Origin of the sequence: Cereibacter ovatus, from assembly GCF_900207575.1 — a bacterium.
Lineage (GTDB): Bacteria > Pseudomonadota > Alphaproteobacteria > Rhodobacterales > Rhodobacteraceae > Cereibacter_A > Cereibacter_A ovatus.
Window position 1 is genome coordinate 18,407 of sequence record NZ_OAOQ01000015.1, and the last position, 26,142, is coordinate 44,548.

Below are 26,142 nucleotides of genomic sequence, written 5' to 3' on the forward strand. Positions count from 1 at the left end.
AACCAAATGGGGCAGATCGGGGATTGGAACGGGCATGTGGCGCATCTTCAAGGCTTTGTTTGTGCTTGCAGTGGTGGGACTGATCGGGCTGACGGGCTATGCCTATCTGGCCGACCTGTCGCCGCCGCAGGAAGAGGTCACCCGGCCGGTGATGCTGAATGCCGAATGAGCCCCGTGCCGGGGCGCGACATGGCGCCGCGGCGCTCTGCGCGCTGATCGGCCTTGCCGCGGGCCCGGTGCCCGCACAAGAGCCGCTGTCGGCCATCGACTGGCTGTCGCGCTCGGTCGCGACGGTGCCGCCCCCTGCCCCTGCCGCGATCGCCGAGCCGCGGGTCACGCGGGGCGCGGTGCCGGTCGAGGTGGCGGTGACGCCGCTTGACGGGCCGTCGCCGGATGCCGCGGGGCTGTTGCCGGCCCGCCGGACCGGCCTGCCGCAGGATCTGTGGGGCATGGGACGCACGACCGAGATCGCGAACCGGATCGCGATTGCCCCCACCGGCACCCTGCCCGCGCTGCAATCGCTGCTGTCGACGCTTCTGCTGGCCGAGGCCGATGCGCCGGCCGATTCCGGGGGCAAGGGTCTCTTGCTGCTGGCACGGGTGGACAAGTTGCTGGCGATGGGCGCGCTGGAAGGCGCCGAGACGCTGCTTGACGCCTCGGGCAAGGGCGGGGCCGAGGTGTTCCGCCGTCAGTTCGACATCGCGCTGCTGACCGGCACCGAGGATACCGCCTGCGAGGTGATGCAGAAATCGCCCGATCTGGCGCCGACCTTTCCGGCGCGGATCTTCTGCCTTGCCCGGTCGGGCGACTGGAATGCCGCGGCGCTGACCTTGCGCACCGCGCAGGCGCTTGGCTTTGTCGATGACCAGCAGGACGCGCTGCTGTCACGGTTCCTGGACCCCGACCTTTACGAAGAGGACGGCCCGCTGCCGCCGCCCACCCATGTCACGCCGCTGATCTGGCGGCTGATGGAGGCCATCGGCGAGCCGCTTCCCACCCAGTCGCTGCCCATCGCCTTTGCCCATGCCGAACTGCGCGATACCGCCGGCTGGAAGGGCCAGATCGAGGCCGCCGAGCGCCTTGCCCGCGTCGGCGCGTTGGAGCCGAACCTGCTGCTGGGCCTTTATACCGAACGGCAGGCGGCCGCTTCGGGCGGGGTGTGGGAACGGGTGCGCGCGTTCCAGACCCTTGATACCGCGCTGACGGCGGGTGACGCCGTGACGGTGGCGCAGGCGCTGCCCGAAATCTGGACACTGATGGCCGAAGCCGAACTTGAGGTGCCCTTTGCCCGGCTGGTGGCCGAACGGCTGGCGGCGCTGCCGCTGTCGTCGGCGGCGGCGGAACTGGCGTTCCGTATCGCGCTGCTGGATCCCGACCGCGCGGGCGCCCTGCCGCCCTATCGCCCCGAGGATGCGACCGGGCGCTTTCTGCTGGCGCTGTCCGAAGGCCGCGCGGCCGAGGCCGCCAGCGTCGACGGCCTGAGCCGCGCCATCGCGCAGGCGTTCCGCGCGCCGGTCCTGTCCGAGACGACAGCGACGCTTCTGGATCAGAACCGGCGCGGCGAGGCGATCCTTCAGGCCATCTCCGAGATCACCGGCGGGCTGCAAGGCAACCCTGCCGCCGTGACCGAGGGGCTGTCGCTGTTGCGCAAGCTGGGGCTGGAACAGGTGGCACGCCGCACCGGGCTGGAACTTCTGCTGCTGGAGCGGCGGGGCTGATGGCGCCCGTGGGGATGGAGCGATGGATCTCGGTGTTTCTTGAGGCGCAGGCCGCCGAACTGGATGCCGCGCGCAACACCCGCCTTGCCTATGGCCGCGACCTGAAGGATTTCTCCGGCTGGCTGGCGCGGCGCAAGGCCGATTTCGCCAGCGCCGACCGCGCGACGGTCGAATCCTATCTGGGCTTTTGCGAGGCGCAGGGCCTGTCGCTGTCCACCCGCGCACGGCGGCTGTCGGCGATCCGTCAGCTTTACCGTTTCGCGCATGAAGAAGGTTGGCGGGCCGACAATCCGGCGATCCGCATCCGCGGGCCGGGCAAGGCGCGGCGGCTGCCGATGACGCTGGACATCGACGAGGTCGACCGCCTGCTGGAGGCCGCCCGCGACACCGGCCGCCGGGCTGCCGATCAGATCCGCAACCGCTGCCTGCTGGAACTGCTTTACGCCACCGGCATGCGGGTGTCGGAACTGGTGGGGATGCCGGTGGCCGCGGCCCGCGGCAATCCGCAGATGATCCTTGTCCGCGGCAAGGGCGGCAAGGAACGCATGGTGCCGCTGTCGCCCCCCGCACGCGAGGCATTGGCGCTGTGGCTGACCGCCCGCGACGAGGCCGAAGCCCGCGCGGTGAAGGCCGGCCGGCCGGCCTCGCGGTTCCTGTTTCCGGGCAGCGGCGCCAGCGGGCATCTGACGCGCGAATATTTCCATGGTCTCATCAAGCAGATCGCGGTTCTGGCCGGGGTCGATCCGGCCAAGGTCACACCCCACACCCTGCGCCATGCCTTTGCCACCCACCTCTTGGCGGGCGGCGCCGATTTGCGGGTGATCCAGACACTTCTGGGCCATGCAGACCTGTCCACCACGGAAATCTACACCCATGTTCTGGACGATCACCTGAAAGACCTTGTGCTGCGCCACCATCCGCTGGCCCGCGACGACTGACACCGCGATCTGGCCCCATGCCGGACCTCTGACCACTTGCGCCAAGACCCGCCCCGCCCTCATTATTCCGCCCTGCTCTTGAAGGACCGCTTTCTGCCATGGATTTTTTGTCTCTTGATGCGCCCACGCTGCTGACTGCGGCCGCGATCCTTGGGCTTCTGGTGCTGTCGGCGTTCTTTTCGGGGTCCGAGACCGCGCTGACCGCCTCATCCCGCGGCAAGCTGCGGGCGCAGGCCGACAAGGGATCGCGCGGGGCGGAAAGCGCGCTGCATGTCACCGAGGACAGCGAGCGGATGATCGGCGCGCTGCTGCTGGGCAACAACGTGGTCAATATCCTGTCGGCCTCGCTGGCGACGGCGCTGCTGACACGGCTGTTCGGCGACAGCGGGGTGGCGGTGGCCACGCTGGTGATGACGCTGTTGGTGCTGATCTTCGGCGAGGTGCTGCCCAAGACCCTTGCAATCAGCCGACCCGAGGCTTTCGCCACCCGCGTGGCGCCGATCATCCGGGGGATGATCGTCGTGTTCTCGCCCGTGGTGGCGGTGGTGCGGGTGCTGGTGCGCGGCCTTTTGCGCGTTGTGGGGGTGCGGATCGACCCGAACGCCCACATGCTGGCCATCCGCGACGAGATCGCCGGCGCCATCGCGCTGGGCCATTCGCAGGGCGCGGTGGAAAAGGAAGACCGCGACCGGCTGCTGGGCGCGCTGGATCTGTCGGAACGCACGGTCGAGGAAATCATGCGCCATCGCAGCCAGATCGAGATGATCGACGCCGACAAGCAGCCGGCCGAGATCATCGCGCAGGTTCTGGCCTCGCCCCACACCCGCATTCCGCTGTATCGCGAGGATCAGGAAAACATCCTTGGCGTGATCCATTCCAAGGATCTTCTGCGCGAAGTCAGCCGCTTGATGACCAAGGGCGACACAACGGCGCTGGCCGGGCTGGACATCCTGAAAGTGGCGATGAAGCCCTATTTCGTCCCCGAGACGACGCCGCTGGATGAACAGATGCGCCAGTTCCTGAAGCGGCGGACGCATTTCGCGCTGGTGGTGGACGAATATGGCGCGCTGCGCGGCCTGATCACGCTGGAAGACATCATCGAAGAGATCGTGGGCGAGATCAACGACGAGTTCGACATCGCACAAGAGGTCACGCTGAAGCGCGCCGACACCGGCGATTATCTGGTCGAGGGGTCGATGACGATCCGCGACCTGAACCGGATGATGGACTGGCAACTGCCCGACGACGAGGCCAACACCGTGGCGGGCCTTGTCATCCACGAAGCGCAGATGATCCCGAACGAGGGGCAGGCCTTCAGTTTCCACGGCTTCCGGTTCGAGGTGATGACCCGGCGCGAAAACCGGATCATGAAGCTGAAGGTGCGCCCGCTGTGACAAGGGGCCTGCCCCCGCACGGGCGGGCAGGCCACATGCGGTGATTGCGGGGCCAGCCGAGACTGCCGAGGCCTGCCCCTGCACTGGCGGGCAGGCAGAAACCAGTTGCCGCGTTCTTCGCCTGCCCCCCGCACGGGGAGGGCAGGCAGTCGCCGGCCGATGTTCGCCCGGCGCAGGTCTTTCCGCCGCAGGCAGGGGCAGGATGGCCGACGATCAGGCGCCCTGCCCGGTCAGCCGATCAGCGGACGCGACCGGCCATAGGTTTCGTCGTAATGCCGGCGCAGTCGTTGCAAGGCGATGCGCAGCACGATCTTGCCCGACCGTGCCGACCAACCCATCCGCCGCTCGGCCGCCTCCAGCCCTTCAAGGAAACAGCAGCAGCGCAGCACCATGTCGCCAAGTCCGGGGCCCAGATCGCGCAGCGCCGATGCCACCCGTTCGCGCGCCTGACGCGGACCCTCGGCGCCGCCCGATTCCGGGCGAAAGCTGCCGCGATCGGCGCCGGTCAGGAAGCGGTCCCAGTTCTGCGCTACCCGCGGACCCATCTGCGCCAGTTCGAAATCCTCGCGCAGGCGCTCGGCGGCCTCGACCAGTTCGGCCGACAGAAAGGGCTTGCCGTCCTTGTCGCGCCGCCGCCCCAGCACCGCCACCGGGCTTTCGGCGGCGTTATAGCGCACGCGGCGGGGGCCGTCCTCGTCGCGGATCTCGCGCTCGGCCCAGTCGCGGTGCTGGCCGGCAAAGGGCGTTGCGGCTTCGGCCATGCCGTGCCGGGTGGCGTCCTCGGCCTCGATCAGCCGCTTCAGCGCGGACCGCCCTGCCGCGGTGATTTCATAGGTGGCGATGCGGCCCGGCTTGCGGCAGGCGATCCAGTCCTTCAGCGCAAACGCCTGCGCGACCGAGCGTTCCACCACCGCCATGCGCGCGGTGCTGCCATCGGGCAAGGACCGCAGCACCGCGGCCTTTTCCATATCCGGCGCGATGGCCAGCACGGATTGCGGCTCGGCCAGACGGCGCAGGATACGGCGGGCCTCGCGGGCGATGGTCGCCTCGTCAAGCATCGCGGACAAGGAAGGTTCGGGGCGGATCGGTGCCGTCATGTCGGGGCTGTCCTTTGTGGCTGGGGAATGGCCGCGCCCCTGTGCCCGCCCGAGGGCCGCCAGCGCCTCATCCACAAGCGGATCGTCGCGGCGGCTTTCACAACGGCGCACATGGCGCATCACTGTCGAGGCATGGCAGCCTTCGCGCCGCGCCAACGCGCGCAGCGAAAGCCCCTCCTCGGTGTGATCGAGGTAGAGCCGCACGGCTTCCGGAAGCCATGCGGGCAGCGTCGAAATTGCACGAAGCTCGGTCTGCATCATTCCATCCCGTGGCACCCCGACGTGGGGTGTTGTCCAGCCTTGGACGTTTGCAACCGTCAGATGCATTGGTTACCTGTTCGTTAACAACTACGCTGTTGTTGATAATTCTTTCTAAAGTATAAACATTCGGGAAAACCCCCGAGCGGTGAATCCGGCGCGCGCGCAACGCAGGGTTGCACGATTCCAATCTGTCGAGGCCGACAGAGGAGAATCTCATGACTGACTTCCGCACCCTTCTGGCCGAGATCCGCCGCCCCCGCCTGCTGATGCGGGCCGCGCGGCTGGGTCTGTGCGACTACCGGCGCGAGCGCGACCTGCGCCGGCTGGTGGGCGAACAGCAGGCCGAACGGGCCGTCACCCGACTTCTGGCCGAAGAACAAAGGCTCGAAGACCGGCGGCGGGCCGGGGATGCGACCTATTCTGTCGCCCATCATGTCGAGGTGCTGATCGCGCTGATGGCCGAAGTGCGCCTGATCGGCGCGATCTGACATGCAAAACGGGCGCGGCCCCCATGGACCGCGCCCGTTTTCCTGCCCACGGCCTGTCGTCTAGACGAAGGCGTCCGGCATCGATTCCTTCCGTTGCGCGACAAAGGCCGCCAGCGATTCCGCCACGCCGGGGTCAAGCATTGGCTGCTGATAATCGCCCAGCATCTTCTTCACCCGTTCAGCGGCCAGCGTCTCGGTGTCGCGGGCGCCTTCCTCTTCCCAGGTCTCGAACGGCTTGTAATCGAGAAGGTCGGTCCGCCAGAACGCGGTCTTGAAATTGGCCTGCGTATGGGCGCAGCCAAGGAAGTGGCCACCGGGGCCGACCTCGCGCAGCGCATCCATGCCCTGACCGTTGTCATCCATCGCGATGCCCTGAGCCAGATGGTGCAGCGTGCCCAACTGGTCGGCATCCATCACGAATTTCTCATAGGATGAGACCAGACCGCCTTCCAGCCAGCCGCAGGCATGCAGCATGAAGTTCACGCCCGACAGCAGCGCCATGTTCAGCGAATTGGCCGATTCGTAGGCCGCCTGTGCATCGGGAAGCTTCGATCCGCAGAACGCCCCGCCCGAGCGGTAAGGCAGCCCCAGCCGGCGGGCAAGCTGGCCCGCGCCATAGGTGATATGCGCGGCCTCGGGGGTGCCGAAGGTGGGTGCGCCCGAGTTCATGTCGATCGAGGTCACGAAAGCGCCGAAGATCACCGGCGCGCCGGGACGGATCAGCTGGCTGTAGGCGACGCCGGCCAGAACCTCGGCCAGAACCTGCGTCAAAGTGCCCGCCACCGTCACCGGCGCCATGGCGCCCCCGACGATGAACGGCGAGACGATGGACGCCTGCCCCGCCTGCGCGTAGACCTCAAGCGCGCCCATCATCGTCGCATCGAAGGTCAAGGGCGAGTTGATGTTGATCAGCGAGGTCATCACCGTGTTCCGGTCGACGAAATCGGCACCGAACAGCAGCTTTGCCATTTCGACCGAATCCGCCGCGCGCGAAGGTTCGGTGACCGATCCCATGAACGGCTTGTCCGACAGCGTCATATGCGCCAGCAGCATGTCAAGGTGGCGCTTGTTCACCGGAATGTCCGTCGGCTCGCAGACCGTGCCGCCGGAATGGTGCAGCCACTTCGACATGTAGCCCAGCTTCACGAAATTGCGGAAATCCTCCATCGTGGCATAGCGGCGGCCGCCGTCGCGGTCGCGCACGAAGGGCGGGCCGTAGACCGGCGCCAGCACAAGATTGCGGCCGCCGATTTCCACATTGCGGGCGGGGTTGCGCGCATGCTGGGTAAAGCCGGACGGGGCCGAGGCGCAAAGCTGACGCGCAAGGCCGCGTGGAATATGCACCCGTTCGCCGCGCACATCGGCGCCGGCATCGCGCCAGCGTTGCAACGCGGCCGGGTTCTCGACGAAGTTGACGCCGATTTCCTCAAGCACGGTGTCGGCGTTCCATTCGATGATCTGAAGCGCCTCGTCGTTCAGGATCTCGAAGTTGGGGATGTTGCGGGTGATGAACCGCGCCGTCTCAAGGCTGACGGCGGTGCGTTCCGCCCGCCGCGCCGATCCGCCGCCGCCCCGCGCCCTGCGTGCCGTAACCTCGTTCATTGCCCAACCTCCGAAAGCCTGCGCCCGTTTGCGTCCTTATGACGCTTTTCCGGCGCGGTCCGGCTGACGTTTCCGGCGCTTGCCGCCAAAAAGCGACATCACCGCGCGCGGGACCGCACCCAATCCACCGCCTGCCCCAGCGCCTGCGTGGTCGCGACTTCGAAGGCGGCCACCAGATCGCCGGTCTTGTCCGATGCCGCGGCGGCGCGGGTCTCGATCCGGCGGGTGGACAGGATGGCACGGTCGGTCTCGCGGATCAGCGTCAGCGCAAGGTCCACGCGCACCGTGGGCGCCTGTCCGGGGGAGACCTCGGCCTGAAAGGCGCGCAGGTCGGTCATCAGCGAGTAGTCGGGCACCAGACCGGCGGCCTCGCGCGTGACCAGCCGGAAGCCCCCGGCATCCTGAAGGCTGCCCAGCAGCAGCGATTGCACCAGAACCGGCGCCGGGTCCGACCAGCGCGCATCGGGCAGATATTGCGCCTGCACCGGCGACGGCTTGATCAGGATGCGGTCGGTGGCGATCGCGCCCCCTGCCGTTGCCACGTCCACCATCAGATGGCGCGATCCGCCTGCGGTTCCAGTCCCCGGCAGCGGCGGCAGCGTGTAGCTGTCCAGCGATTCGGACGCGCGCGACAGCGACAGGGCGGCGCCGCAGCCCGACAGGGCCAGGGCTGCGGCAAGGACGGCAAGGCCGATCGGGGCACGCATCATCGTCACCTTCTGTAAGCGGGGGTCTGGGTGCCAAGGAAGAACCGCGCCGGATCGCGCGAGATCCGGGCCACCAGCGCGTTCAGACTGGCCACCATGCGCCGGGTGTCGGTCGCAAGGCTGGCATATTGCGGCAGGCCCTTGTCGGCGAAATCGCGGAAGGCCGCCGCCGAGCGTTCGATGCCCTGAACCGAGCGGCTGACCTGATCCAGCATCGGCGGCACATCTTCGTCCACCACCCGCTCGATGCTTTCAAAGGTGCCGCGGGCGGCGTCGGCCGCGGCCTTGGCCTCGGTCAGCGCGGTTTCCAGCGTGGTAAGGGCGGCCTCGGTGCGGTCGGCCATGCCGTCCAGCCGGGCCGCGAAATCATCGATACGCGCCGTGGTTTCGGCCGCATCGCGGGTGATCGCCGCGATGTTCTGCATCGAGGCATCGGCATTGGTCAGGATGCTTTCCACCGCGGCACGGTTTTCGGGGCCGGTGAAGGTCTGGATGTCTTTCAGCAGCGTGATCGCCTCGGCCAGCAGGGTCGGCGCATCGGCTGTCAGCGCCTGCACCGCCGAGCGTTGCGACGGGATCACCGGAACCCATTCGCCTTTGCGCGGCTCCAGCGGATCGGGCGCACGCCCCCCCGCAAGCGAGACATAAGAGACCCCCGTCACCCCCTGCGCAGCCAGTTGCGCCACCGTATCGGTGCGCACCGGGGTCGAGGCGGTGATCTCGATCTGCACCCGGACCAGCGCCGGATTGGCCTCGTCCAGTTCGATCGACATCACCTCGCCCACATCCACGCCGTTATAGCGCACGGCACTGGCGCGGCCGAGCCCTTCGACGCTTTCGAACAGAATGTCATAACGGGCAATGCTGCGGTCCAGCTGAACCTTGGCCAGCCACAGCAGAAAGCCCAGCGTGGCCAGCACGCTGAACAGCGTAAAGAGGCCGATCAGGATGAAGCGGGCGCGGGTTTCCATCGCCTAGCCCTCGGCCGCCAGCATCGCGGCATGGGCGCGCGGCCCGTGGAAATAGCTGCGGACCCAAGGGTGGTCCACCCTCATCAGTTCGCGGATCGTTCCGGTCACCAGCACTTTCCTTTCGGCCAGAACCGCGATGCGGTCGCAGGTGGCATGCAGCGTATCCAGATCGTGCGTCACGAGAAAGACCGTCAGACCAAGAGATTGCTGCAAGTTGCGGATCAGCACGTCAAAATCCGATGCGCCGATCGGATCGAGGCCCGCGGTGGGTTCATCGAGAAACAGGATCTCGGGATCCAGCGCCAGCGCCCGCGCAAGGCCGGCCCGTTTGCGCATCCCCCCCGACAGTTCCGACGGATACAGCGTGCGCGCCTTGGGCGGCAGGCCCACCATCGCAATTTTCAGATCGGCCAGCGCGCGGCGCGTTTCGGCATCCAGCCCCGTGCGCTCTCGCATCGGCGCCTCGACATTCTCGCGCACGGTCAGCGATGAAAATAGCGCGCCATCCTGAAACATCACCCCCCAGCGGTTCTCGACCCGGGCCATCTCGGCGCGTGGCGCGGTGCGCAGATCGACGCCGAACACCGTGATCGATCCCGCCACGGGCTTCTGAAGCCCGACGATGGACCGCAACAGCACCGATTTCCCGGTGCCCGAGCCGCCGACGATGCCCAGAACCTCGCCGCGGTGGATATCCAGATCCAGACCTTCGTGGATCACATTCGGGCCGAACTGGTTCTTCAGGCCGCGGACCTTGATCAGCACGTCGCCCATCACAGCCCCCAGACCGCGAAAAAGATCGAAAACAGCGCGTCGGTCACGATCACCAGAAAGATTGCCTGCACCACCGAACGCGAGGTGTGGCTTCCCAGCGACTCGGCATTGCCGGACACCTGCATCCCCTGATGGCAACCGATCACCCCGATGATGATGGCAAAGAACGGCGCCTTGACCAGCCCGATGATCGCATGGCTGACATCGGTATCGGCCAGCAGCCGGGTGCGGAACATGCCCGGCGTGATGCCAAGGTCGATCCATGCCATCAACCCGCCGCCCACCAGCCCCGCGATCGAGGCGATGAAGCCAAGTGCCGGCAAAAGGATCACCAGCGCCAGCACCCGCGGCAGCACCAGCCTGTCGATCGGATCGATGCCGAGAACGCGCATCGCGTCGATTTCCTCGCGCATCTTCATCGATCCGATGGCCGCCGTGAACGCCGAGGCCGAGCGCCCGGCCACGATGATCGCCGTCAGCAGGATGCCCAGTTCGCGCAGGATCGCGATGGCGACCAGATCGACGACATAGACCTCGGCGCCGAACTGTTCCAATTGCGTGGCGCCCTGAAACGCCAGCACGATCCCGATCAGAAAGCCCATCAGCGCAACGATGGGCACCGCGTTCCAGCCCGCTTCCTGCATATGGTGAAACAATGGCGTCAGCCGAAGCCGGGTCGGGTGTAGCACCAGCGCCGCCAGATGCGCCACGACCTCGCCCAGAAAGGCCAGCCCCTGAAGCGCGGTCGACAGGCCCCGCGCCACGTCTTGCCCCAGATTGGCCAACCCGTCGCCCGGCCGGCCCGGGATTTCGCGCCGCTTCGGTTCGGGTTCGGGAAAGGCCGCGGTCACGGTCTCGATCAGCTGGCGCTGGGCGTCGGACAGGTTTGCAAGCCGGAGCTCGCGCCCCGCAGCCACGGCCTGCCGTTGCGCCGAAACCAGCGCCCATGCCCCCGCGGTATCCAGTGCCTGGACCTGCGACAGATCCAGCACGCCCGTCTGCGCGGCATCCGCGATCCGGCGCCGCGCGTCGGACAGGGTCTCGATCGTCAGCGGACCGGCCAGCGCCGCGGCCTGCCCGGCGGTTTCGGCCACGGTCACGATTGCGCTCGCAGATCCAGCCGGGGCATCGTCCCTGTCCTTTCGCAAGCCGTTCAAGACGTGGTGGGTGGTGAGGGACTCGAACCCCCGACATTCTCGGTGTAAACGAGACGCTCTACCAACTGAGCTAACCACCCGCCGTCCGCCCTCTAGCGCGGCGAGGCGGCATTTTGCAAGGCTTCAATGCGGCGCGACACTTCGGGTAAGGAGTGACCTGCCATCGCATCCGCCCTCGACTGGATCCGCCCGGGTGCATGCTTCGGTCCGTGGTCGGCGCGGTGATCGCCAACATGATGCCGGTTCATTGCAATTCCGATGTGCCCATCTCGACGCATGCCCCGTCTCACGGGCAACCGTCCGAACCGCGGCATCATCGGAACCGCGTCTTGAAAGCCCGCGGTCAGACAGGCGACGGGTGAAAGCCCAGCTCAGCGCGCCGCATCTGCCGCCGTGACATCGAACCGAAAGCCGGTGTCATCGCCCCATATGCGGTGCAGGATCAGACCAATACCCCGCACCATGGCGCGCATCTCGCCACGGCGGCGTTCCACCTGCGCCGCCGAGGTCTCAACCGTGCCGAAAGCCCTCGGTGCATCATGGCGTAGCCTGCGGCTCGGGGTGACATCGCCAGCCTTGGTGATGCCGCCCGAGACATCGCGTTCGCCGGACCGATTGCGCGACGGGGTCAGGCCGACCCATGGACCCAGCCTTTCCGATGACGCGAAGCGCAAGGGATCATCGAGGGCGGGACGAATGCCCCGTCTTTCAGCGATTGTCCTGTTCGACATGGATCGGCATGCGTTGGTTGTCGACGCCACCGATCGTTCGCAAGCCGCTTCCTGCAACGAAAAAATCGCTTGTTCTCCCTGACAGTGCCTCATATACGGATCAGCGGAGACGTGGCCGAGTGGTCGAAGGCACACCCCTGCTAAGGGTGCAGACCTCTAAAGGGTCTCGAGGGTTCGAATCCCTTCGTCTCCGCCATTTCAATGCAAAATTATGACTTGTTTACCCCACAGTTTCGATGGGTTACGCAAGCATGGTGCTTAATACCCGCTCAGCTTGCTCCACCTTTTCTGCTGAGATTCGGCCTAGCACCTGCTGTCGCGCCAGCGTTTGTTGCGTCCGCGAGCGTATCGAAACCGGCGCCCCTCCGCAGATGCGCCCGCTCCGGATCGGGAGCGGGCACCGCGCTCACTCGCGGATGCCGCGCATCCACCCCCGCACCGGGCCGCGTCCGAGATCGGACGGCCCATCCAGTCCCGGACCTCGGTCGCCTGATCGAACACCGCGACCGCCTCGCCCTTCTCATCGCCGGTGGCGAGATCGGGCTCTTCCTGCGCGTCGAGCAGGAGGTCGAAACCGCCGGGGAAATGGCCGCCGCCCCTGATGCGCGCCCGAGAGATCGCCGCCCGGACAGGCGGAGCCGCAGTCAGGTGGCTGCGGATGTGGCGCAGGCCGGGAACCGGGCGCTGCACGCGGACGGATGACACCCCTTTCCAATTTCGGGTAACTTTCTGGGTGATTTTGGATAACAAAAGGCCCCCGAGAGGGGGGCCTAAGTCCTTGATTTTAATCAAGTGAATGATGGTGGGCGATAACGGATTTGAACCGCTGACATCTTCGATGTGAACGAAGCGCTCTACCGCTGAGCTAATCGCCCGATGGCGGGTTATTACTGCCCCTCGCGGTCCTCTGCAAGGGGCTTGGAACAACTTTTCCGCGCCGGCAGTGCAGTTTATGCAAGAGTTGTAACACGACACTTCGGGGGGGCTGCGACATCGGGCACCTGTTCCGCACCGGCGGCACAGGTGAGGCGATGCCGGGGCCGAAACCTGCCCCCCGGATCGATCCCCGGCCTGCCGTGAGGCGGCACCAATCGCAAAGGCGCGACCGAAGCCGCGCCTTTGCTGTAGCGTCGATTCGTGCGGCGCGGCCGGATCAGTGCGCGGTCGCGGTCGGCGTGTTGTCACGCTCAAGTCGGCGGGCGGCGGCGGCGGCTTCCTCGGCCGCCTCGTCCCACTCGACCGGATCGGGCATCCGCACCAAAGCCTCGCGCAGAACCTCGCGGACATGGGCGACGGGCACGATGCGCAACCCCTCTTTCACATTGTCCGGGATCTCGGCCAGATCCTTGGCGTTTTCTTCCGGGATCAGCACGGTCTTGATGCCGCCCCGCAGTGCCGCCAGCAGCTTTTCCTTCAAGCCACCGATGGGCAGCACGTTGCCGCGCAGCGTCACCTCGCCCGTCATCGCCACATCCTTGCGGACGGGAATGCCGGTCAGAACCGACACGATCGACGTCACCATCGCCACCCCCGCCGACGGCCCGTCCTTGGGCGTGGCGCCTTCGGGGACGTGAACATGGATATCCACCGCCTCGAACTTCGGCGGCTTCACCCCCAGTTCCGGGCTGATCGATCGCACGAAGCTCGAGGCCGCGTCGATCGATTCCTTCATCACGTCGCCCAGCTTGCCGGTGGTCTTCATCCGACCCTTGCCCGGCAGGCGCAGCGCCTCGATCGACAACAATTCGCCGCCGACCGAGGTCCAGGCCAGCCCCGTCACGACGCCCACCTGATCTTCCTTCTCGGCCAGACCATAGCGATAGCGTTTGACGCCAAGGAACCCTTCCAGCGTCTCGGGCGTCACTTCCACCGTTTTGGCCGTGCCCTTGACGATCTCTGTCACCGCCTTGCGGGCAAGTTTCGCGATCTCACGTTCCAGGTTCCGCACCCCGGCTTCGCGGGTGTAGGTGCGGATGATCTCGGTCAGCGCGGCATCGGTCAGGCTGAATTCACCCTTTTTCAGACCGTGGTTGGCGATCTGCTTCGGGATCAGGTGCTGGCGGGCGATCTCGCGCTTTTCGTCCTCGGTGTAGCCGGCCAGCGGAATGATCTCCATCCGGTCCAGCAGCGGCGAGGGCATGTTGTAGCTGTTCGCCGTGGTCAGGAACATCACGTTCGACAGGTCATATTCCACTTCCAGATAGTGGTCCATGAAGGTCGAGTTCTGTTCCGGGTCCAGCACCTCCAGCATGGCCGAGGCCGGGTCGCCGCGGAAATCCTGCCCCATCTTGTCGATTTCATCCAGCAGGATCAGCGGGTTGGTGGTCTTGGCCTTTTTCAGCGCCTGAATGATCTTGCCCGGCATCGATCCGATATAGGTCCGCCGATGGCCGCGGATCTCGGATTCGTCGCGCACGCCGCCCAGACTGATGCGGATGAACTCGCGCCCCGTGGCCCGCGCCACAGACCGGCCCAGCGAGGTCTTGCCCACACCCGGGGGGCCGACAAGGCACAGGATCGGCCCCTTCAGCTTGGCCGAGCGCGCCTGAACCGCCAGATATTCGACGATCCGCTCCTTGACCTTTTCCAGCCCGTGGTGGTCGGCGTCCAGAACCGCCTGCGCCTTGCCCAGATCCTTCTTGGTGCGCGATTTTACCCCCCACGGCACGCCCAGAAGCCAGTCGAGGTAATTGCGCACCACCGTCGCCTCGGCCGACATCGGCGACATCGACTTCAGCTTCTTGACCTCGGCATCGGCCTTGTCGCGGGCTTCTTTCGAAAGCTCGGTCCGGGCGATGCGTTCTTCCAGTTCGGCGATCTCGTTCTGGCCGTCCTCGCCGTCGCCCAGTTCCTTCTGAATGGCCTTCATCTGCTCATTCAGATAATATTCCCGCTGCGTGCGCTCCATCTGGCTTTTCACGCGGGTCTTGATCTTCTTTTCCACCTGAAGGACGGACATCTCGCCCTGCATGTGGCCATAGACCCGCTCCAGCCGCTCGGCCACGTCCAGCGTTTCCAGCAGCGCCTGCTTCTGGGCCACATCAATCCCGAGGTGCCCGGCCACAAGGTCGGCCAGCCGCGCGGCATCGCGGGTTTCCGAGACCGCGGCCAGCGCCTCTTCGGGGATGTTCTTCTTGATCTTGGCGTAACGCTCGAATTCCTCGGCCACGGCGCGCAACAGCGCCTCGACCGTCGACAGATCGCCGGGGGCTTCGTCAAGAAACTCGGACCGGGCCTCGAAGAACTGGTCGTTCGGCAGGAATTCGGTGATGCGCACGCGGCTTTTGCCCTCGACCAGCACCTTCACCGTGCCATCGGGCAGTTTCAAAAGCTGAAGCACATTGGCCAGCACACCGGCGCGATAGATGCCGTCGGTGGTCGGATCGTCCACGGAAGGGTCGATCTGCGAAGACAGCAGGATCTGCCGGTCCTCGCCCATCACTTCTTCCAGCGCGCGGACCGACTTCTCCCGGCCCACGAACAGCGGCACGATCATATGAGGGAACACCACGATGTCGCGCAGCGGCAGCACCGGGTAGCTGTTGGGAAGCTGTTCAGTCATGTCTTTTCCTTCGATGCAGGAAGGCTCCGGCCCCGGCCATTCGGCAGCACTCGACCTTCCCCGGGCGTTCTGTCGTATCTGGTGACGGGGGGGCGGCCTGTCAACCGCGCCCACCTTTGGCTTGCAGAATGAACCCCGCCACGCGGCGCATCAAGCGATCTTTCAGTGCAATTCGGTGAAGGGCGCGGGCGGTCCCGCACCCTTCGGGGCCCGTCAGGCCAATGCCGCCTGAAGCGTCGGATAGTCGGTGTAGCCCGCGGCACCGCCACCATAAAGCCCTGCGGTCGGCAGCGGGTTCAGCGCCGCATCGGCGGCCAGCCGTTCGGCCAGATCCGGGTTCGAGATGTAAAGCCGCCCGAAGGCCACCGCATCGGCCCGGCCGCTTTCCACCGCCGCAACCGCCATGGCGCGGTCATAGCCGTTGTTGGCGATATAGGCGCCATCAAAGCGGTTGCGCAGCGCCGTCAGCGCCTCTTCGGGGAAATCGCGCGGGCCGCCGGTCTGGCCCTCGACCATGTGCAGGAAAGCCAGTCCGTGCCGGTTCAGCACGTCGATGGCCCGGCCGAACAGCCCCACCGTGTCGCTGTCGATCCCCACATCATTGGCGTTCGAGAACGGCGACAGCCGGACGCCGGTCCGCCCTGCCCCCATTTCCGACACCACCGCCGCCACCACCTCGTCCAGGAACCGGACCCGGTTTTCCTGACTGCCGCCATAGCCATCGGTGCGCCGGTTGGTGGTATCGCGCAGGAACTGGTCGATCAGATAACCGTTCGCGGCATGGATCTCGACCGCGTCGAAACCGGCCGCTTTCGCATTGGCCGCGGCGCGGCGGTAATCCTCGACCACACGGGCGATCTCGGCGGTCTCAAGCGCGCGAGGCTCGGACGTGGGCACAAAGCCGGTGCCGTCGAAGGTGCGCGATGCCGCAGCCCCGGCCGATGGCGCCACCGGCGCCTGCCCGCCCAGAAGGCTGGTGTGGCTGATGCGGCCGACATGCCACAGCTGGATCGCGATCCGCCCGCCCTTGGCATGAACAGCCTCGGTCACGGCCTTCCACGCCGCCACCTGTTCCGGTGAGTGGATCCCCGGCGTCCAGGCATATCCCTGCCCCTCGGCCGAGATCTGCGCGCCTTCGGTGATCAGCAGCCCCGCACCGGCGCGCTGGCCGTAATACTCCACCGTCAGCGCGGTGGGCGTTGCATCGGCCGGATTGGCCCGGTTGCGCGTCAGGGGCGCCATCACCACGCGGTTCTTCAGGGTCACCTCACCGAAGGTGGCAGGCGCGAACAGCTTTTCGGTCATCAAACTTGGTCCTTTCCAGACTGTCGACGCGAGATATGCCCGAAGTGCCCCGGTGCAAGGGCCGGGCCATGTGCCCGATACATGTCGCCCGGCGTGTCACTGTCCACGCCGTAGCCGGGCACATCACACCGGCTCGATGTCGCCCGCCGCCCGGGCCGCATGGAACCCGGCGACAAAGCCCGCCAGCCGCCCCTCGGCAATGGCGTCGCGCAGACCCTGCATCAACTGCTGATAGTAATGCAGGTTGTGCCAGGTCAGCAGCATCGATGCGATGATCTCCTGTGCGCGGAACACATGATGCAGATAGGCGCGCGAATAATTCCGGCACGCCGGACAGGTGCAGTCTTCATCCAGCGGCCGCGGATCGTCCATGTGACGGGCGTTCTTGATGTTGACCTGTCCGCGCCGGGTCCAGGCCTGCCCCGTCCGCCCGGACCGCGAGGGCAACACACAGTCCATCATGTCCACTCCGCGCTCGACCGCGCCCACGATGTCGTCGGGCTTGCCCACCCCCATCAGATAGCGCGGCCGATCCTCGGGCAGATACCCCGGCGCATAATCCAGAACACCGAACATCGCCTCCTGCCCCTCGCCCACGGCCAGACCGCCGATGGCATACCCGTCAAAGCCGATCGCCCGCAGCGCCGCGGCGCTCTCCTCGCGCAACTCGCGGGTGACACCGCCCTGCATGATCCCGAACAGCGCATGCCCCGGCCGGTCGCCAAAGGCATCGCGCGACCTCTGCGCCCAGCGCATCGACAGCCGCATCGATTTGGCCACGTCGGCCTCGGTCGCCGGCAACGCCGGACATTCGTCAAACGCCATCACGATGTCAGACCCCAGAAGCCGCTGGATCTCCATGCTGCGCTCGGGGCTCAGATGGTGTCTCGATCCGTCGATATGGGATCGGAACGTGACCCCCTCCTCGGTCAGCTTCCGCAGATCCGCCAGACTCATCACCTGAAACCCACCCGAGTCGGTCAGTATCGGCCGCTCCCAGTTCATGAACCGGTGCAACCCACCCAACCGCGCGATCCGCTCGGCTGTGGGGCGCAACATCAGATGATAGGTATTGCCCAGCAGGATGTCGGCCCCGGTCGCGCGCACGCTTTCAGGCAGCATCGCCTTCACCGTCGCTGCCGTCCCCACCGGCATGAAAGCGGGCGTCCGGATCTCTCCTCGCGGCGTCGAGATCGCGCCCAGACGCGCCCGCCCATCCGTGGCCGTCACCTGAAAGGAAAATCGCCTGCTCATCGCCCGCTCCCGCATCCTGCGCGCGCCCTTCTGCGCGAAAGCCGCACCAAAGCCAAGGCCAAGGCGCAGATCCCCTACCCCTTCACGCTGGCACAAATATCCTCGGGGTCGGGGGTCCGGGGGAGGGGCAGACAGCCCCACCCCCGGGGCATCCATCAAAGCCCGCGATGGCCGAAAGGCGCGGGCCCGGTCAGCGGGCGCCTTCCCGCGCCGCCACCATCTCGCGATGGGCACGCCAAGCGCGATCGGGTTGCGAAATCAACGTGTAGAACATCGGCACCACGAACAGCGTGAAGCAGGTGCCGATCAGCAGCCCGGTGAAGATCACGATCCCCATCGCCTGCCGCGCCGCCGCCCCTGCCCCTTCGGCGATGATCAGCGGCACGACCGCCAGCACCATCGCCGCCGTCGTCATCAGGATCGGCCGCAGCCGCACCTTCGCGGCCGCCACGATGGCGTCGCGCCGGGACAGGCCATGCACGTCGCGCTGCTGGTTGGCAAATTCCACCATCAGGATGCCGTGCTTGGTAATCAGCCCGATCAGCGTGATCAGCCCCACCTGCGTATAGATGTTCAGCGTCCCCAGCCCCAGATTCAGCGGCAGGATCGCGCCAAAGATCGACAGCGGCACCGACATCATGATGATGAACGGATCGCGGAAACTTTCGAACTGTGCCGCCAGCACCAGATAGATCACCAGCACCGCCGCTCCGAAGGCCAGAAGGATGGTGTTGCCCTGTGCCACCTCCAGCCGGGACTGGCCGGAATAGTCCAGAAAGAACCCGTCGGGCATCACTTCGTCCGCGATGCGCTGCAACTCGGCCAACCCGTCCCCGGTCGAGACCCCGATCATCGGCAAGGCCGAGATGGTTGACGAGTTCAGCTGGTTGAACTGCTCGATCGAGGCCGCCGAAGCGCCGGTCGAAATCGAGACCACCGACGACAGCGGCACCATCTCGCCGTTTGAGGCGCGAACGAAGAACTCTCCCAGCCGTTCGGGATTGTCGCGCCAGTCGCGCGGCACCTGCGGGATGATGTCATAGCTGTTCGACTCGCGGTCGAACTGCGCCACCGCCGCCCCGCCCATCAGCAGGCCCAGCGTGTTGCCGATCTCGGAAATCGGCACATCCAGCGCCGCCGCCCGGTCGCGGTCGATGGTCACCGAAATCTCCGGCGCATCGAACGCCAGCGAGTTCTGCACCGCGATGAAGCGGCCCGTCGCCTCGGCGCGCCGACGGATTTCCTCGCCGATCTCGAACACCCGGTCAGGCGACTGGACCGATTGCAGCACCATCGAGATCGGCAGCCCGCCCCCCGTCCCCGGCAGCGTGGGCGGCGCAAAGACAAAGCCCTGCATCCCCGCCACCGGATCGATCAGCGACTGAACCTCTTGCTGCACCTCGGCCTGACTGCGGTCGCGGTTGGCCCATTCGTCCAGCACCCAGATATAGATGCCCTGATTGGCCTGCCCACCGAAGCCCGCAATCGAGAACTCGGTGCTGACTTCGGGGATGTCCTTCGTCACCTCGGAAATCCGGTCGGTGTAAAGGGTGGTATATTCCTTCGTGGCATAGCGCGGCCCGTTCAGGATGGCGAACATCGCGCCCTGATCTTCCTCGGGCGCCAGTTCGCTGGTGGTGTTCAGGAACATGAACCCCGTCACCCCCACCAGCGCCGCCACCATCAAAAGCGTGACCGGCCGATAGTCCAGCGAGGTGGACACCCGCCGTTCATACCAGTTCGACAGCCGCTCCAGCGTGCCGTCGACCGCGCGCTGAAACCGGCTGCCGGTGCCTTCCTTCAGCAGGCGTGCCGACATCATCGGCGTGATGGTCAGCGCCACCCCCCCCGAGATGATGACCGCCCCCGCCAGCGCAAAGGCGAATTCGGCAAACAGCGCGCCTGTCAGCCCGCCGGAAAATCCCAGCGGTGCCAGCACCGCGGCCAGCGTGATCGTCATCGCGATCACCGGCCCGGTGATCTCGGCCATGCCCTTCACCGCCGCCTTGTAGGGCGTCATGCCCTCGTCGATATGGCGGTGGATGTTCTCGACCACCACGATGGCATCGTCCACCACCAGACCGATGGCCAGCACCATCGCCAGCAGCGTCAACAGGTTGATCGAATAGCCCAGCGCCAGCAGCACGGTGCAGACCCCGATCAGCGACAGCGGAATCGTCACGATCGGCATCAGCACCGACCGGAACGAGCCCAAAAACAGCAAGATCACCACGACGACGATGGCCACCGCCTCGGCCAGTGTCTTGAACACCTCGACGATCGAGGCGGTGATGGTTTCGGTCGAATCGTAGACCAGCCGGATCTCCATCCCTTCGGGCAGCGTGTCGTTGATCGTGGGCAGCGCCTCCAGCACCGCGGCCGCCGTGGTCAGCGGGTTTGCCGCCGGCGTGGGAAACAGGCCGATGAAGGTGCCGGCCTCGCCGTTGAAGGTCACGATGCTGTCAGGCTCGGCCGAGGCGAGTTCCACCGTCGCCACATCGCGCAGCCGCACCACCTGATCGCCGACCGAACGCAGCGGCAATGCGCCGAACGCCTCGGGCGTCTGAAGCGTCGAGGCCAGCGTGATCGCCTGCGCCACATATTCGCCTTCGGTCTTGCCCGGCGCCGACAGGAAGTTCGCGGCCCGGATCGCGGCCAGCACCTCCGAGGCGGTGACGTTGCGTGCCGCCAGCTTCAGCGGATCGATCCAGACCCGCATGGCGTAATCGGCAGCCCCGATGATCTCGATCTCGGCCACGCCATCGATGGTGGACATCCGCGGACGGATCACCCGTTCCAGATATTCCGTCATCTGTTCGGGGGTCATGTTGGGATTGATCGCCGCCAGATACATCAGCGCGAAACTGTCGCCGGTGCCTTTCACGATCACCGGATCTTCGGCTTCCGACGGCAACTCGCCGCGGACCTGCTGCACCTTGGCCAGAACTTCGGTCAGGGCCACATCGGGATCGGCACCCAGCTTCATCTGCACCGACACGACCGAAGCCGAGGGCCGGCTTTGGCTGCTGACATAGTCGATGTTCTCGGTGGTGGCGACGGCACGGGCGATGGGCGCGGTAATGAAGCCCTGAATCAGCTCGGGCGCGGCGCCGGGATAGGTGGTGGTGATGGTGACCACCGTCTCCTCGACTTCGGGATACTGCCGCACCGGCAGGTTGAAGATCGAATAGAACCCCAGCAGCAGGATGAAACTGGCCAGCACCGTCGAGGCGACGGGCCGGCGGATGAAAAGCTCTGAAATGCTCATTCCGGCCCCCTTACTGCCCGGCGACCGCAGCCGGGGGGGCCACGGTGTTGTCGACCGTGACCGCAGCCCCGCCCGACAGCCGGTTCTGGCCCGCGTTCACCACCTCGTCGCCCGGCGACAGGCCGCGGATGATCTCGATCATGCCGCCGCTGCGGCGGCCGGCGGTCACGAACACCTGTTCGACCGTGCGCGTTTCGCCGTCACCCTTGCGCAGGACATAAACCGAATCGCCGTAAAGGCTGGACATCAGCGCCGTCTGCGGCACCGCGATCACGCCGTCTTCTTCCGGCAACTCGACCCGCACGCGCAGGAACTGGCCCGGAAGCAGCGTGCCGTCGGTATTGTCCACCTCGGCCCGCACCGTCACCAGCCGCGAGTTCGGATCGACCTTCGGTTCGATCCCGATGATCCGCCCGCGCGCCCGATAGTCGCTGACCTCGGACGAGACGCTGACCGGCAGCCCCGCCTTCACCACCGCGATCTGCTGTTCGGGCACCGCGAAATCGACCCGCATCCGGGACAGATCCTGAAGTGTCGCATAGACCGTGCCCACCGTCACATATTCGCCCAGATCGACCCTCGGGATGCCGATCACGCCATCAAAAGGGGCCACCAGTTCCTTCTGTTGCAGCACCGCCTGAAGCTTGGCGACCTGCGCCCGCGCCGAAACCGCCTCGGCCTGCGCGATGTCGAAATTGTTCAACGCCGACACCCCGCGCTGCTGCAACGTGCGCTGCCGCGCGAGTTCCGTCTCGGCCAGATCCATCGCGGCCTGCGCTGCCGCCAGATCGGCGCGTTCCTCGCGCTCCGAGATCTGCAAAAGCTTCTGCCCGGCCTTGATCGGATCGTTGGCGGCAAACAGGATCTCTCGCACCGTGCCGCCTGACTCGATGGCCAGATCCACCCCCTGCGCGGCGACCGCGGTGCCAATGGCCTCGATCCCCGGCGCCCATCTGATCGCCTGCGCAGGGGATGTCGACACCGTGACCGGCGCGGGTTCCCGCCCGGCGAAGAAATCGGCGATCATCTTGTCGCGGAACAGATTGAACCCGACGATTCCGCCAACGATCAGCCCAAGAAGGACCACGGCAATGACAAGACGCTTGACCATCCGCTTCTCCATCTGACCTGCCGATCGTGGCGACAGGGGTTTTATCTGTCCCCGATTTACTGTACCGTCCAGACGGTAAAGTCAAGTTGGCCGGACGAGTTCATGTCGCAGATAGTTCCCCCCTCACGGAAGAAAACCGCATCCGAAACACGTCGACGGCTTCTTGCCGCGGCCGAACGGCTGTCCTGCACGCTGGGCCCGGCGGGCATGTCGCTGGATGCGGTCGCGGCCGAGGCGGGGGTGTCAAAGGGGGGGTTGCTGTATCATTTCCCGTCCAGGCACGCGCTGCTGCGGGCGCTGGTCGAGGATCATGTCGCGGCCTTTGCCGCGGCGATGGACCATCACGCCCCGGGCTGGCGCGAGGCAGAGGCACCTGCGCAGGCGCTGGCCGCGGCGCGGGTCTATGTGGCGGTGGTCCGCGATCTGCTGCGCAAGACCGAGGCGCCCTCGTCCGGGATCTTCGCCGCGCTGACCGAAGATCCGCTGTTCATGGCCCCGCTGCAACAGCTGCGCGACGAGATCCGCGGCCTGTTCGCCCGTTGCCCGGACGACCAGACCATGCTGGCCTTTCTGGCCTGCGAGGGCATCCTGCACGACCGCCTGATCGACCCCGAACGTTGGGATTTCGCCCGGGCCGAGGGCGACCTTGACCGGATCGATCGCCTGCTTGACCGGATCGCCGCCACGAAAGGCTGACGGATGCGGCCCGGAGACCCGGGCCGTTCGCGGCCAAGCGGTCAGACGGTCACGCGGTCAGGGCACCATCCCCAGCGCGGATTTGTACATCTCGATGATCGCTTCCTGTTCTGCGATATCGTCCTTGTCGCGCTTGCGCAGCGAAATGATCGTGCGCATCGCCTTGGTGTCATAGCCCCGGCCCTTGGCCTCGGAATAGACTTCGCGGATCTGGTCAGCGATGTCCTTCTTTTCCATCTCCAGCCGCTCGATCTGTTCGACGAACTGGCGCAGTTCGTCGGCGGCGACGTCATAGGTGGCGTCCTGTGTCATGGTCCTGTCTGCTCCTGATCGGAAAGCCCAGCGAGGGGAAGGGTCTCTGGCTCGCGGCCGCGTCGGCGCCCCTCCTAGCCCAGCGGGGGCCGCGGGATCAAGCGGGCGCGCGGACGACTTGCCAGCGCGGGCAGGCTGGGCTAGTGCGCAGGCGCAACGCGCGAACCTGCCCGCGCCCACCGCAGACCGCGGCACGGGCGGGCCTTTGCGCAGGCGGCTGCGTGAACCGCAAAGGGGGACGGCGATGGAATGGCTGATCTGGATCGGGGCGGCGCTGACGCTGGGGGGCGTGCTGGGGCTGGCATGGTGCATCTGGCTGGCGATGGCCGCCCGGCGGGCCAACCTGCCCGATGCCGAGATGCGCGCCCGGCTTCAGCATGTTGTGGTGCTGAACCTTGCCGCGGTGGGCGTGTCGGCCTTCGGCCTGATGTTCGTTGTGGCGGGGGTTCTGCTGGGCTGACCGCTGCGCCGGCCGACCTTTCGTCGAAAGCGCGGCCCCACAGGGGAAGCCGCCCTCACCCCCCGCGCAGGCGCCGCGCCGGAACCACCGGCGCAAACAGATCTGGCGAGCCCGCACCCCCGCGCGGGCGCCGCTGTCTAGGCTCCAGACTCATTGTGTTTCAGAGCCAGAACAGGACGATGGCTGCGAGTGCGATAGCAGAGAAGAACGTCTCTGGGCAGCGGTCGTATCGGGTGGCAACGCGCCTCCAGTCCTTCAGCCGACCGAACATGATCTCGATGCGATTGCGGCGCTTGTACCTCCGCTTGTCGTATCTGACGGCTTTCTTGCGAGATTTCCGGCCGGGGATGCAGACCTTCATCCCCTTGTCTTTCAACGCTTCTCTCAGCCAGTCCGCGTCGTAGCCCCGGTCGGCCAGCAACCAGTCCGCCTTCGGCAGGCTGCCCAGCAGCGCCGCCGCGCCTGAGTAGTCGCTGACCTGTCCAGCGGACATGAAGAACCCGATCGGCCGGCCCTTCGCATCGGCGACGGCATGCAACTTGGTGTTCATGCCCCCCTTGGTGCGACCTATCTGACGCGCGCGCCCCCCTTTTTCACGCACAGGCTGGAAGCCGTGCGATGCGCCTTCAGGTAGGTCGCGTCGATCATGATCGTCTTGTGCTCGGCCCTCTCGGCCGCCAGGCCCATCATGATCCGGGCGAAGACTCCGTTCTCGCTCCAACGCTTCCAGCGATTGTAGAGGGTCTTCGCCGGCCCGTACTCCCTGGGTGCGTCGCACCACCGCAAGCCATTGCGGTTGATGAAGATTATGCCGCTCAGGACGCGCCGGTCGTCGACACGGGGCTTGCCATGGCTCTTGGGAAGGAACGGCTTCAGGCGCTCCATTTGCGCCTCGGACAGCCAGTAGAGGTTGCTCATCGGTCAGGTCTCCTTGCGAGGCCTGAATCACGCGATCCCCACGAAATCAATGGGTCTGGAGCCTAGACCGGCATATTGTCGAAATCGGCCTCAATCTCGGCATCCGTCCGGTCAACGGGCGGCAACACCAGCGCAAGGCCCTGCATCTCGGCCAGCAGATGGGCCAGACCCTGATCGGGTGCCGGTGTCTCTGTGCCGGTCTGTTCGGCAGGGGTCGGTTTCTTCGGGGTCGTCACCTTCTCCTCCTTCTCCGGTCTCAGCCGGCACAATTGCGGCAGAACGGCGTGTAGGGCACCACGTCCAGCCTTGAGTCACCGATCTCGGCGCCGCATTTCACGCAAAAGCCGTATTCGCCGCTGTCGATGCGGGCCAGTGCGGCGCTGATCGAGCGGATCTCCTGCTGGGCGGACAGGCCCATGCCTTCCAGCACCTCGTCGCTTTCGCGTTCGGTGGCAAGTTCTTCCCAGTCGCGCGAGGTGTGCGAATCCAGTTCCGCCTCGATCCCTTCCAGCCGCGACCCGAGATCGGCAAGACGGGCCTCAAGCTGGGCCTTGCGTTTGGCGATGTCGGTCATCCGTTTCTCTCCCTTGATGCCCGTAGGCTAGGCGAGCAGTGAATGGCGATCCTTGACGCAGGTCAATGATTTCCGGCCGCGCGGGCAGAGTCGGGCCGCCGGGCGCTTCCCTGCGGCGCTGGCGGGCGATATGGTCGCAGAATGCCGCAGACAGAAGGACCGCCATGGACATCCGCCCGCTGACCGACCGCTATGCCGTTTCGCCCCAGATCGCCCCCGAGGATCTGCCGGCGATCCGCGCCGCAGGCTTTGCCACCGTCATCGACAACCGCCCCGATGCCGAGATCCCGCACGACCTGCAAGAAACCGCGATGCGGCGGGCGGCCGAGGCGGCCGGCCTGACTTTCGTCAGCAATCCGGTGATCGGCGGGGCGATCACCATGGCCAATGTCGATGCCCAGCGCGCGGCGATCGACGCGGCCACCGGGCCGGTTCTGGCCTATTGCGCCTCGGGCAATCGGTCGTCGATCGTCTGGGCGCTGGCCAATGCCGGCCGGATGCCCACCGACGCGCTGATCGCGATCCCCGCAGGCCATGGCTATCGGCTGGACGGGTTCCGGCGCGATATCGATGCGCTGGCGGCACAGGGCTGAAGCGGCGCCGGGGGGCCTTGGCAGCCCGGCCGCGCCGGTTGTTCCAGAGCAGGGAAAGGATGGGCCTGCGCCGACGCGGAAAAGGCGTTGCCCCGGCCACCTGTCCCATGCCCCCTGTCGGACAGGCCGCGTGGCCGGCAGAAACATGCAGAGGTTCTTTGCCATGATACACCAATTCACGCCCCCTGTCGGACAGGCCGCTTGGCCGGCAAAGGCTGGCCGCGGGCGTTGCGCGGGACGGATGCCTTGGC

Annotated in this window: 24 protein-coding genes and 3 tRNA genes; 9 read left to right on the forward strand and 18 right to left on the reverse strand. The window is 66.3% G+C overall.

The window, feature by feature from the left end:
• Positions 1–34: 34 nt before the first annotated feature.
• The 4 genes from CRO07_RS19355 (at position 35) to CRO07_RS13860 (ending at position 4,050) form a co-directional block, all read left to right on the forward strand.
• Positions 35–169 carry a hypothetical protein gene (locus CRO07_RS19355; protein WP_097031268.1) on the forward strand — a complete coding sequence of 45 codons (135 nt, stop codon included), beginning with the start codon at positions 35–37 and terminating at the stop codon, positions 167–169.
• Positions 159–1,718 (forward strand): hypothetical protein, encoded by a 1,560-nt coding sequence (locus CRO07_RS13850; RefSeq protein ID WP_097031269.1) that lies wholly within the window; start codon positions 159–161, stop codon positions 1,716–1,718. The genes CRO07_RS19355 and CRO07_RS13850 overlap by 11 nt, the downstream gene beginning before the upstream one ends.
• Entirely contained in the window at positions 1,718–2,656 is a 939-nt protein-coding gene (locus CRO07_RS13855; RefSeq protein ID WP_176504579.1) for a site-specific tyrosine recombinase XerD, read from the forward strand. Before CRO07_RS13850 ends, CRO07_RS13855 begins: the two co-directional genes overlap by 1 nt.
• Before the next feature lie 98 nt (positions 2,657–2,754).
• Positions 2,755–4,050 (forward strand): HlyC/CorC family transporter, encoded by a 1,296-nt coding sequence (locus tag CRO07_RS13860; protein ID WP_097031270.1) that lies wholly within the window; start codon positions 2,755–2,757, stop codon positions 4,048–4,050.
• A 230-nt stretch (positions 4,051–4,280) separates the two neighbouring features.
• Here the strand turns inward: CRO07_RS13860 and CRO07_RS13865 are convergent, their stop codons facing one another.
• The gene (locus CRO07_RS13865; protein WP_407919635.1) at positions 4,281–5,408 is read right to left on the reverse strand and encodes a DUF6456 domain-containing protein; all 1,128 of its coding nucleotides are present in this window, start codon (positions 5,406–5,408) and stop codon (positions 4,281–4,283) included.
• 215 nt (positions 5,409–5,623) lie between these two features.
• On the opposite strand from CRO07_RS13865, the gene CRO07_RS13870 reads away from it, so the two are divergent.
• The gene (locus tag CRO07_RS13870) at positions 5,624–5,896 is read left to right on the forward strand and encodes a DUF6477 family protein (protein WP_097031272.1); all 273 of its coding nucleotides are present in this window, start codon (positions 5,624–5,626) and stop codon (positions 5,894–5,896) included.
• Positions 5,897–5,956: 60 nt separating this feature from the next.
• On the opposite strand, the gene CRO07_RS13875 is transcribed toward CRO07_RS13870, so the two are convergent.
• The 7 genes from CRO07_RS13875 to CRO07_RS13905 form a co-directional block, all read right to left on the reverse strand.
• Positions 5,957–7,498 carry a trimethylamine methyltransferase family protein gene (locus CRO07_RS13875; RefSeq protein WP_097031273.1) on the reverse strand — a complete coding sequence of 514 codons (1,542 nt, stop codon included), beginning with the start codon at positions 7,496–7,498 and terminating at the stop codon, positions 5,957–5,959.
• Between the two features lie 98 nt (positions 7,499–7,596).
• Positions 7,597–8,205: an ABC-type transport auxiliary lipoprotein family protein gene (locus tag CRO07_RS13880; RefSeq protein WP_097031322.1), complete on the reverse strand. Its 609-nt coding sequence runs from the start codon at positions 8,203–8,205 to the stop codon at positions 7,597–7,599.
• 5 nt (positions 8,206–8,210) lie between these two features.
• Positions 8,211–9,176 (reverse strand): MlaD family protein, encoded by a 966-nt coding sequence (locus CRO07_RS13885; RefSeq protein WP_097031274.1) that lies wholly within the window; start codon positions 9,174–9,176, stop codon positions 8,211–8,213.
• A gap of 3 nt (positions 9,177–9,179) precedes the next feature.
• Positions 9,180–9,953, reverse strand: coding sequence for an ABC transporter ATP-binding protein (locus CRO07_RS13890; protein ID WP_097031275.1), 774 nt, complete (start codon positions 9,951–9,953; stop codon positions 9,180–9,182).
• Positions 9,950–11,050, reverse strand: a complete 1,101-nt coding sequence (locus tag CRO07_RS13895) for an ABC transporter permease (protein ID WP_176504580.1) — start codon at positions 11,048–11,050, stop codon at positions 9,950–9,952. The genes CRO07_RS13890 and CRO07_RS13895 overlap by 4 nt, the downstream gene beginning before the upstream one ends.
• A 61-nt stretch (positions 11,051–11,111) precedes the next feature.
• Positions 11,112–11,187: transfer RNA gene (locus CRO07_RS13900), tRNA-Val, on the reverse strand.
• 291 nt (positions 11,188–11,478) lie between these two features.
• A complete protein-coding gene (locus CRO07_RS13905; RefSeq protein WP_176504581.1) occupies positions 11,479–11,781 on the reverse strand; it encodes a transposase in 303 nt (100 codons plus the stop codon).
• A gap of 162 nt (positions 11,782–11,943) precedes the next feature.
• Here CRO07_RS13905 and CRO07_RS13910 point away from each other — a divergent pair.
• A tRNA-Ser gene (locus CRO07_RS13910) sits at positions 11,944–12,034 on the forward strand.
• A 604-nt stretch (positions 12,035–12,638) separates the two neighbouring features.
• On the opposite strand, the gene CRO07_RS13920 is transcribed toward CRO07_RS13910, so the two are convergent.
• The 6 genes from CRO07_RS13920 to CRO07_RS13945 all read right to left on the reverse strand — a co-directional run bounded on the left by CRO07_RS13920 (position 12,639) and on the right by CRO07_RS13945 (position 22,338).
• Positions 12,639–12,713: transfer RNA gene (locus CRO07_RS13920), tRNA-Val, on the reverse strand.
• A gap of 278 nt (positions 12,714–12,991) precedes the next feature.
• Positions 12,992–15,400: an endopeptidase La gene (gene lon, locus CRO07_RS13925; RefSeq protein WP_097031279.1), complete on the reverse strand. Its 2,409-nt coding sequence runs from the start codon at positions 15,398–15,400 to the stop codon at positions 12,992–12,994.
• 213 nt (positions 15,401–15,613) lie between these two features.
• Entirely contained in the window at positions 15,614–16,705 is a 1,092-nt protein-coding gene (locus CRO07_RS13930; protein WP_097031280.1) for an alkene reductase, read from the reverse strand.
• 123 nt (positions 16,706–16,828) lie between these two features.
• Positions 16,829–17,959 (reverse strand): tRNA guanosine(34) transglycosylase Tgt, encoded by a 1,131-nt coding sequence (tgt, locus tag CRO07_RS13935; RefSeq protein WP_097031281.1) that lies wholly within the window; start codon positions 17,957–17,959, stop codon positions 16,829–16,831.
• Positions 17,960–18,149: 190 nt separating this feature from the next.
• Positions 18,150–21,227 (reverse strand): efflux RND transporter permease subunit, encoded by a 3,078-nt coding sequence (locus tag CRO07_RS13940; RefSeq protein ID WP_097031282.1) that lies wholly within the window; start codon positions 21,225–21,227, stop codon positions 18,150–18,152.
• Between the two features lie 10 nt (positions 21,228–21,237).
• The gene (locus tag CRO07_RS13945) at positions 21,238–22,338 is read right to left on the reverse strand and encodes an efflux RND transporter periplasmic adaptor subunit (protein WP_097031323.1); all 1,101 of its coding nucleotides are present in this window, start codon (positions 22,336–22,338) and stop codon (positions 21,238–21,240) included.
• 102 nt (positions 22,339–22,440) lie between these two features.
• Here CRO07_RS13945 and CRO07_RS13950 point away from each other — a divergent pair, with 102 nt between their 5' ends.
• Complete coding sequence (locus tag CRO07_RS13950; protein WP_097031283.1) at positions 22,441–23,034, forward strand: TetR/AcrR family transcriptional regulator; 594 nt, start codon at positions 22,441–22,443, stop codon at positions 23,032–23,034.
• 57 nt (positions 23,035–23,091) lie between these two features.
• Here the strand turns inward: CRO07_RS13950 and CRO07_RS13955 are convergent, their stop codons facing one another.
• On the reverse strand, positions 23,092–23,346 hold the full coding sequence (locus CRO07_RS13955) for a DUF2312 domain-containing protein (RefSeq protein WP_097031284.1): 255 nt from the start codon (positions 23,344–23,346) through the stop codon (positions 23,092–23,094).
• A 244-nt stretch (positions 23,347–23,590) separates the two neighbouring features.
• On the opposite strand from CRO07_RS13955, the gene CRO07_RS13960 reads away from it, so the two are divergent.
• Positions 23,591–23,806 carry a hypothetical protein gene (locus CRO07_RS13960; RefSeq protein WP_097031285.1) on the forward strand — a complete coding sequence of 72 codons (216 nt, stop codon included), beginning with the start codon at positions 23,591–23,593 and terminating at the stop codon, positions 23,804–23,806.
• 160 nt (positions 23,807–23,966) lie between these two features.
• On the opposite strand, the gene CRO07_RS13965 is transcribed toward CRO07_RS13960, so the two are convergent.
• From CRO07_RS13965 to CRO07_RS13975, 3 genes are all read right to left on the reverse strand, one after another.
• A protein-coding gene (locus CRO07_RS13965) for an IS5 family transposase (protein WP_097031286.1) occupies positions 23,967–24,724 on the reverse strand; the annotation gives its coding sequence in 2 pieces (ribosomal slippage) (positions 23,967–24,400 and positions 24,400–24,724; 759 coding nt in all).
• Between the two features lie 62 nt (positions 24,725–24,786).
• Positions 24,787–24,960: a hypothetical protein gene (locus tag CRO07_RS18730; RefSeq protein WP_097031287.1), complete on the reverse strand. Its 174-nt coding sequence runs from the start codon at positions 24,958–24,960 to the stop codon at positions 24,787–24,789.
• 20 nt (positions 24,961–24,980) lie between these two features.
• On the reverse strand, positions 24,981–25,298 hold the full coding sequence (locus CRO07_RS13975) for a TraR/DksA family transcriptional regulator (protein WP_097031288.1): 318 nt from the start codon (positions 25,296–25,298) through the stop codon (positions 24,981–24,983).
• 164 nt (positions 25,299–25,462) lie between these two features.
• On the opposite strand from CRO07_RS13975, the gene CRO07_RS13980 reads away from it, so the two are divergent.
• Positions 25,463–25,891, forward strand: a complete 429-nt coding sequence (locus CRO07_RS13980; protein ID WP_097031289.1) for a TIGR01244 family sulfur transferase — start codon at positions 25,463–25,465, stop codon at positions 25,889–25,891.
• The last annotated feature ends 251 nt before the right edge of the window (positions 25,892–26,142 follow it).

Coding starts and splice junctions, on each gene's coding strand:
- CRO07_RS19355 (WP_097031268.1), top strand. CDS start 35: ATGTGGCGCATCTTCAAGGCTTTGTTTGTGCTTGCAGTGGTGGGACTG.
- CRO07_RS13850 (WP_097031269.1), top strand. CDS start 159: ATGCCGAATGAGCCCCGTGCCGGGGCGCGACATGGCGCCGCGGCGCTC.
- CRO07_RS13855 (WP_176504579.1), top strand. CDS start 1,718: ATGGCGCCCGTGGGGATGGAGCGATGGATCTCGGTGTTTCTTGAGGCG.
- CRO07_RS13860 (WP_097031270.1), top strand. CDS start 2,755: ATGGATTTTTTGTCTCTTGATGCGCCCACGCTGCTGACTGCGGCCGCG.
- CRO07_RS13865 (WP_407919635.1), bottom strand. CDS start 5,408: ATGATGCAGACCGAGCTTCGTGCAATTTCGACGCTGCCCGCATGGCTT.
- CRO07_RS13870 (WP_097031272.1), top strand. CDS start 5,624: ATGACTGACTTCCGCACCCTTCTGGCCGAGATCCGCCGCCCCCGCCTG.
- CRO07_RS13875 (WP_097031273.1), bottom strand. CDS start 7,498: ATGAACGAGGTTACGGCACGCAGGGCGCGGGGCGGCGGCGGATCGGCG.
- CRO07_RS13880 (WP_097031322.1), bottom strand. CDS start 8,205: ATGCGTGCCCCGATCGGCCTTGCCGTCCTTGCCGCAGCCCTGGCCCTG.
- CRO07_RS13885 (WP_097031274.1), bottom strand. CDS start 9,176: ATGGAAACCCGCGCCCGCTTCATCCTGATCGGCCTCTTTACGCTGTTC.
- lon (WP_097031279.1), bottom strand. CDS start 15,400: ATGACTGAACAGCTTCCCAACAGCTACCCGGTGCTGCCGCTGCGCGAC.
- CRO07_RS13930 (WP_097031280.1), bottom strand. CDS start 16,705: ATGACCGAAAAGCTGTTCGCGCCTGCCACCTTCGGTGAGGTGACCCTG.
- tgt (WP_097031281.1), bottom strand. CDS start 17,959: ATGAGCAGGCGATTTTCCTTTCAGGTGACGGCCACGGATGGGCGGGCG.
- CRO07_RS13940 (WP_097031282.1), bottom strand. CDS start 21,227: ATGAGCATTTCAGAGCTTTTCATCCGCCGGCCCGTCGCCTCGACGGTG.
- CRO07_RS13945 (WP_097031323.1), bottom strand. CDS start 22,338: ATGGTCAAGCGTCTTGTCATTGCCGTGGTCCTTCTTGGGCTGATCGTT.
- CRO07_RS13950 (WP_097031283.1), top strand. CDS start 22,441: ATGTCGCAGATAGTTCCCCCCTCACGGAAGAAAACCGCATCCGAAACA.
- CRO07_RS13955 (WP_097031284.1), bottom strand. CDS start 23,346: ATGACACAGGACGCCACCTATGACGTCGCCGCCGACGAACTGCGCCAG.
- CRO07_RS13960 (WP_097031285.1), top strand. CDS start 23,591: ATGGAATGGCTGATCTGGATCGGGGCGGCGCTGACGCTGGGGGGCGTG.
- CRO07_RS13975 (WP_097031288.1), bottom strand. CDS start 25,298: ATGACCGACATCGCCAAACGCAAGGCCCAGCTTGAGGCCCGTCTTGCC.
- CRO07_RS13980 (WP_097031289.1), top strand. CDS start 25,463: ATGGACATCCGCCCGCTGACCGACCGCTATGCCGTTTCGCCCCAGATC.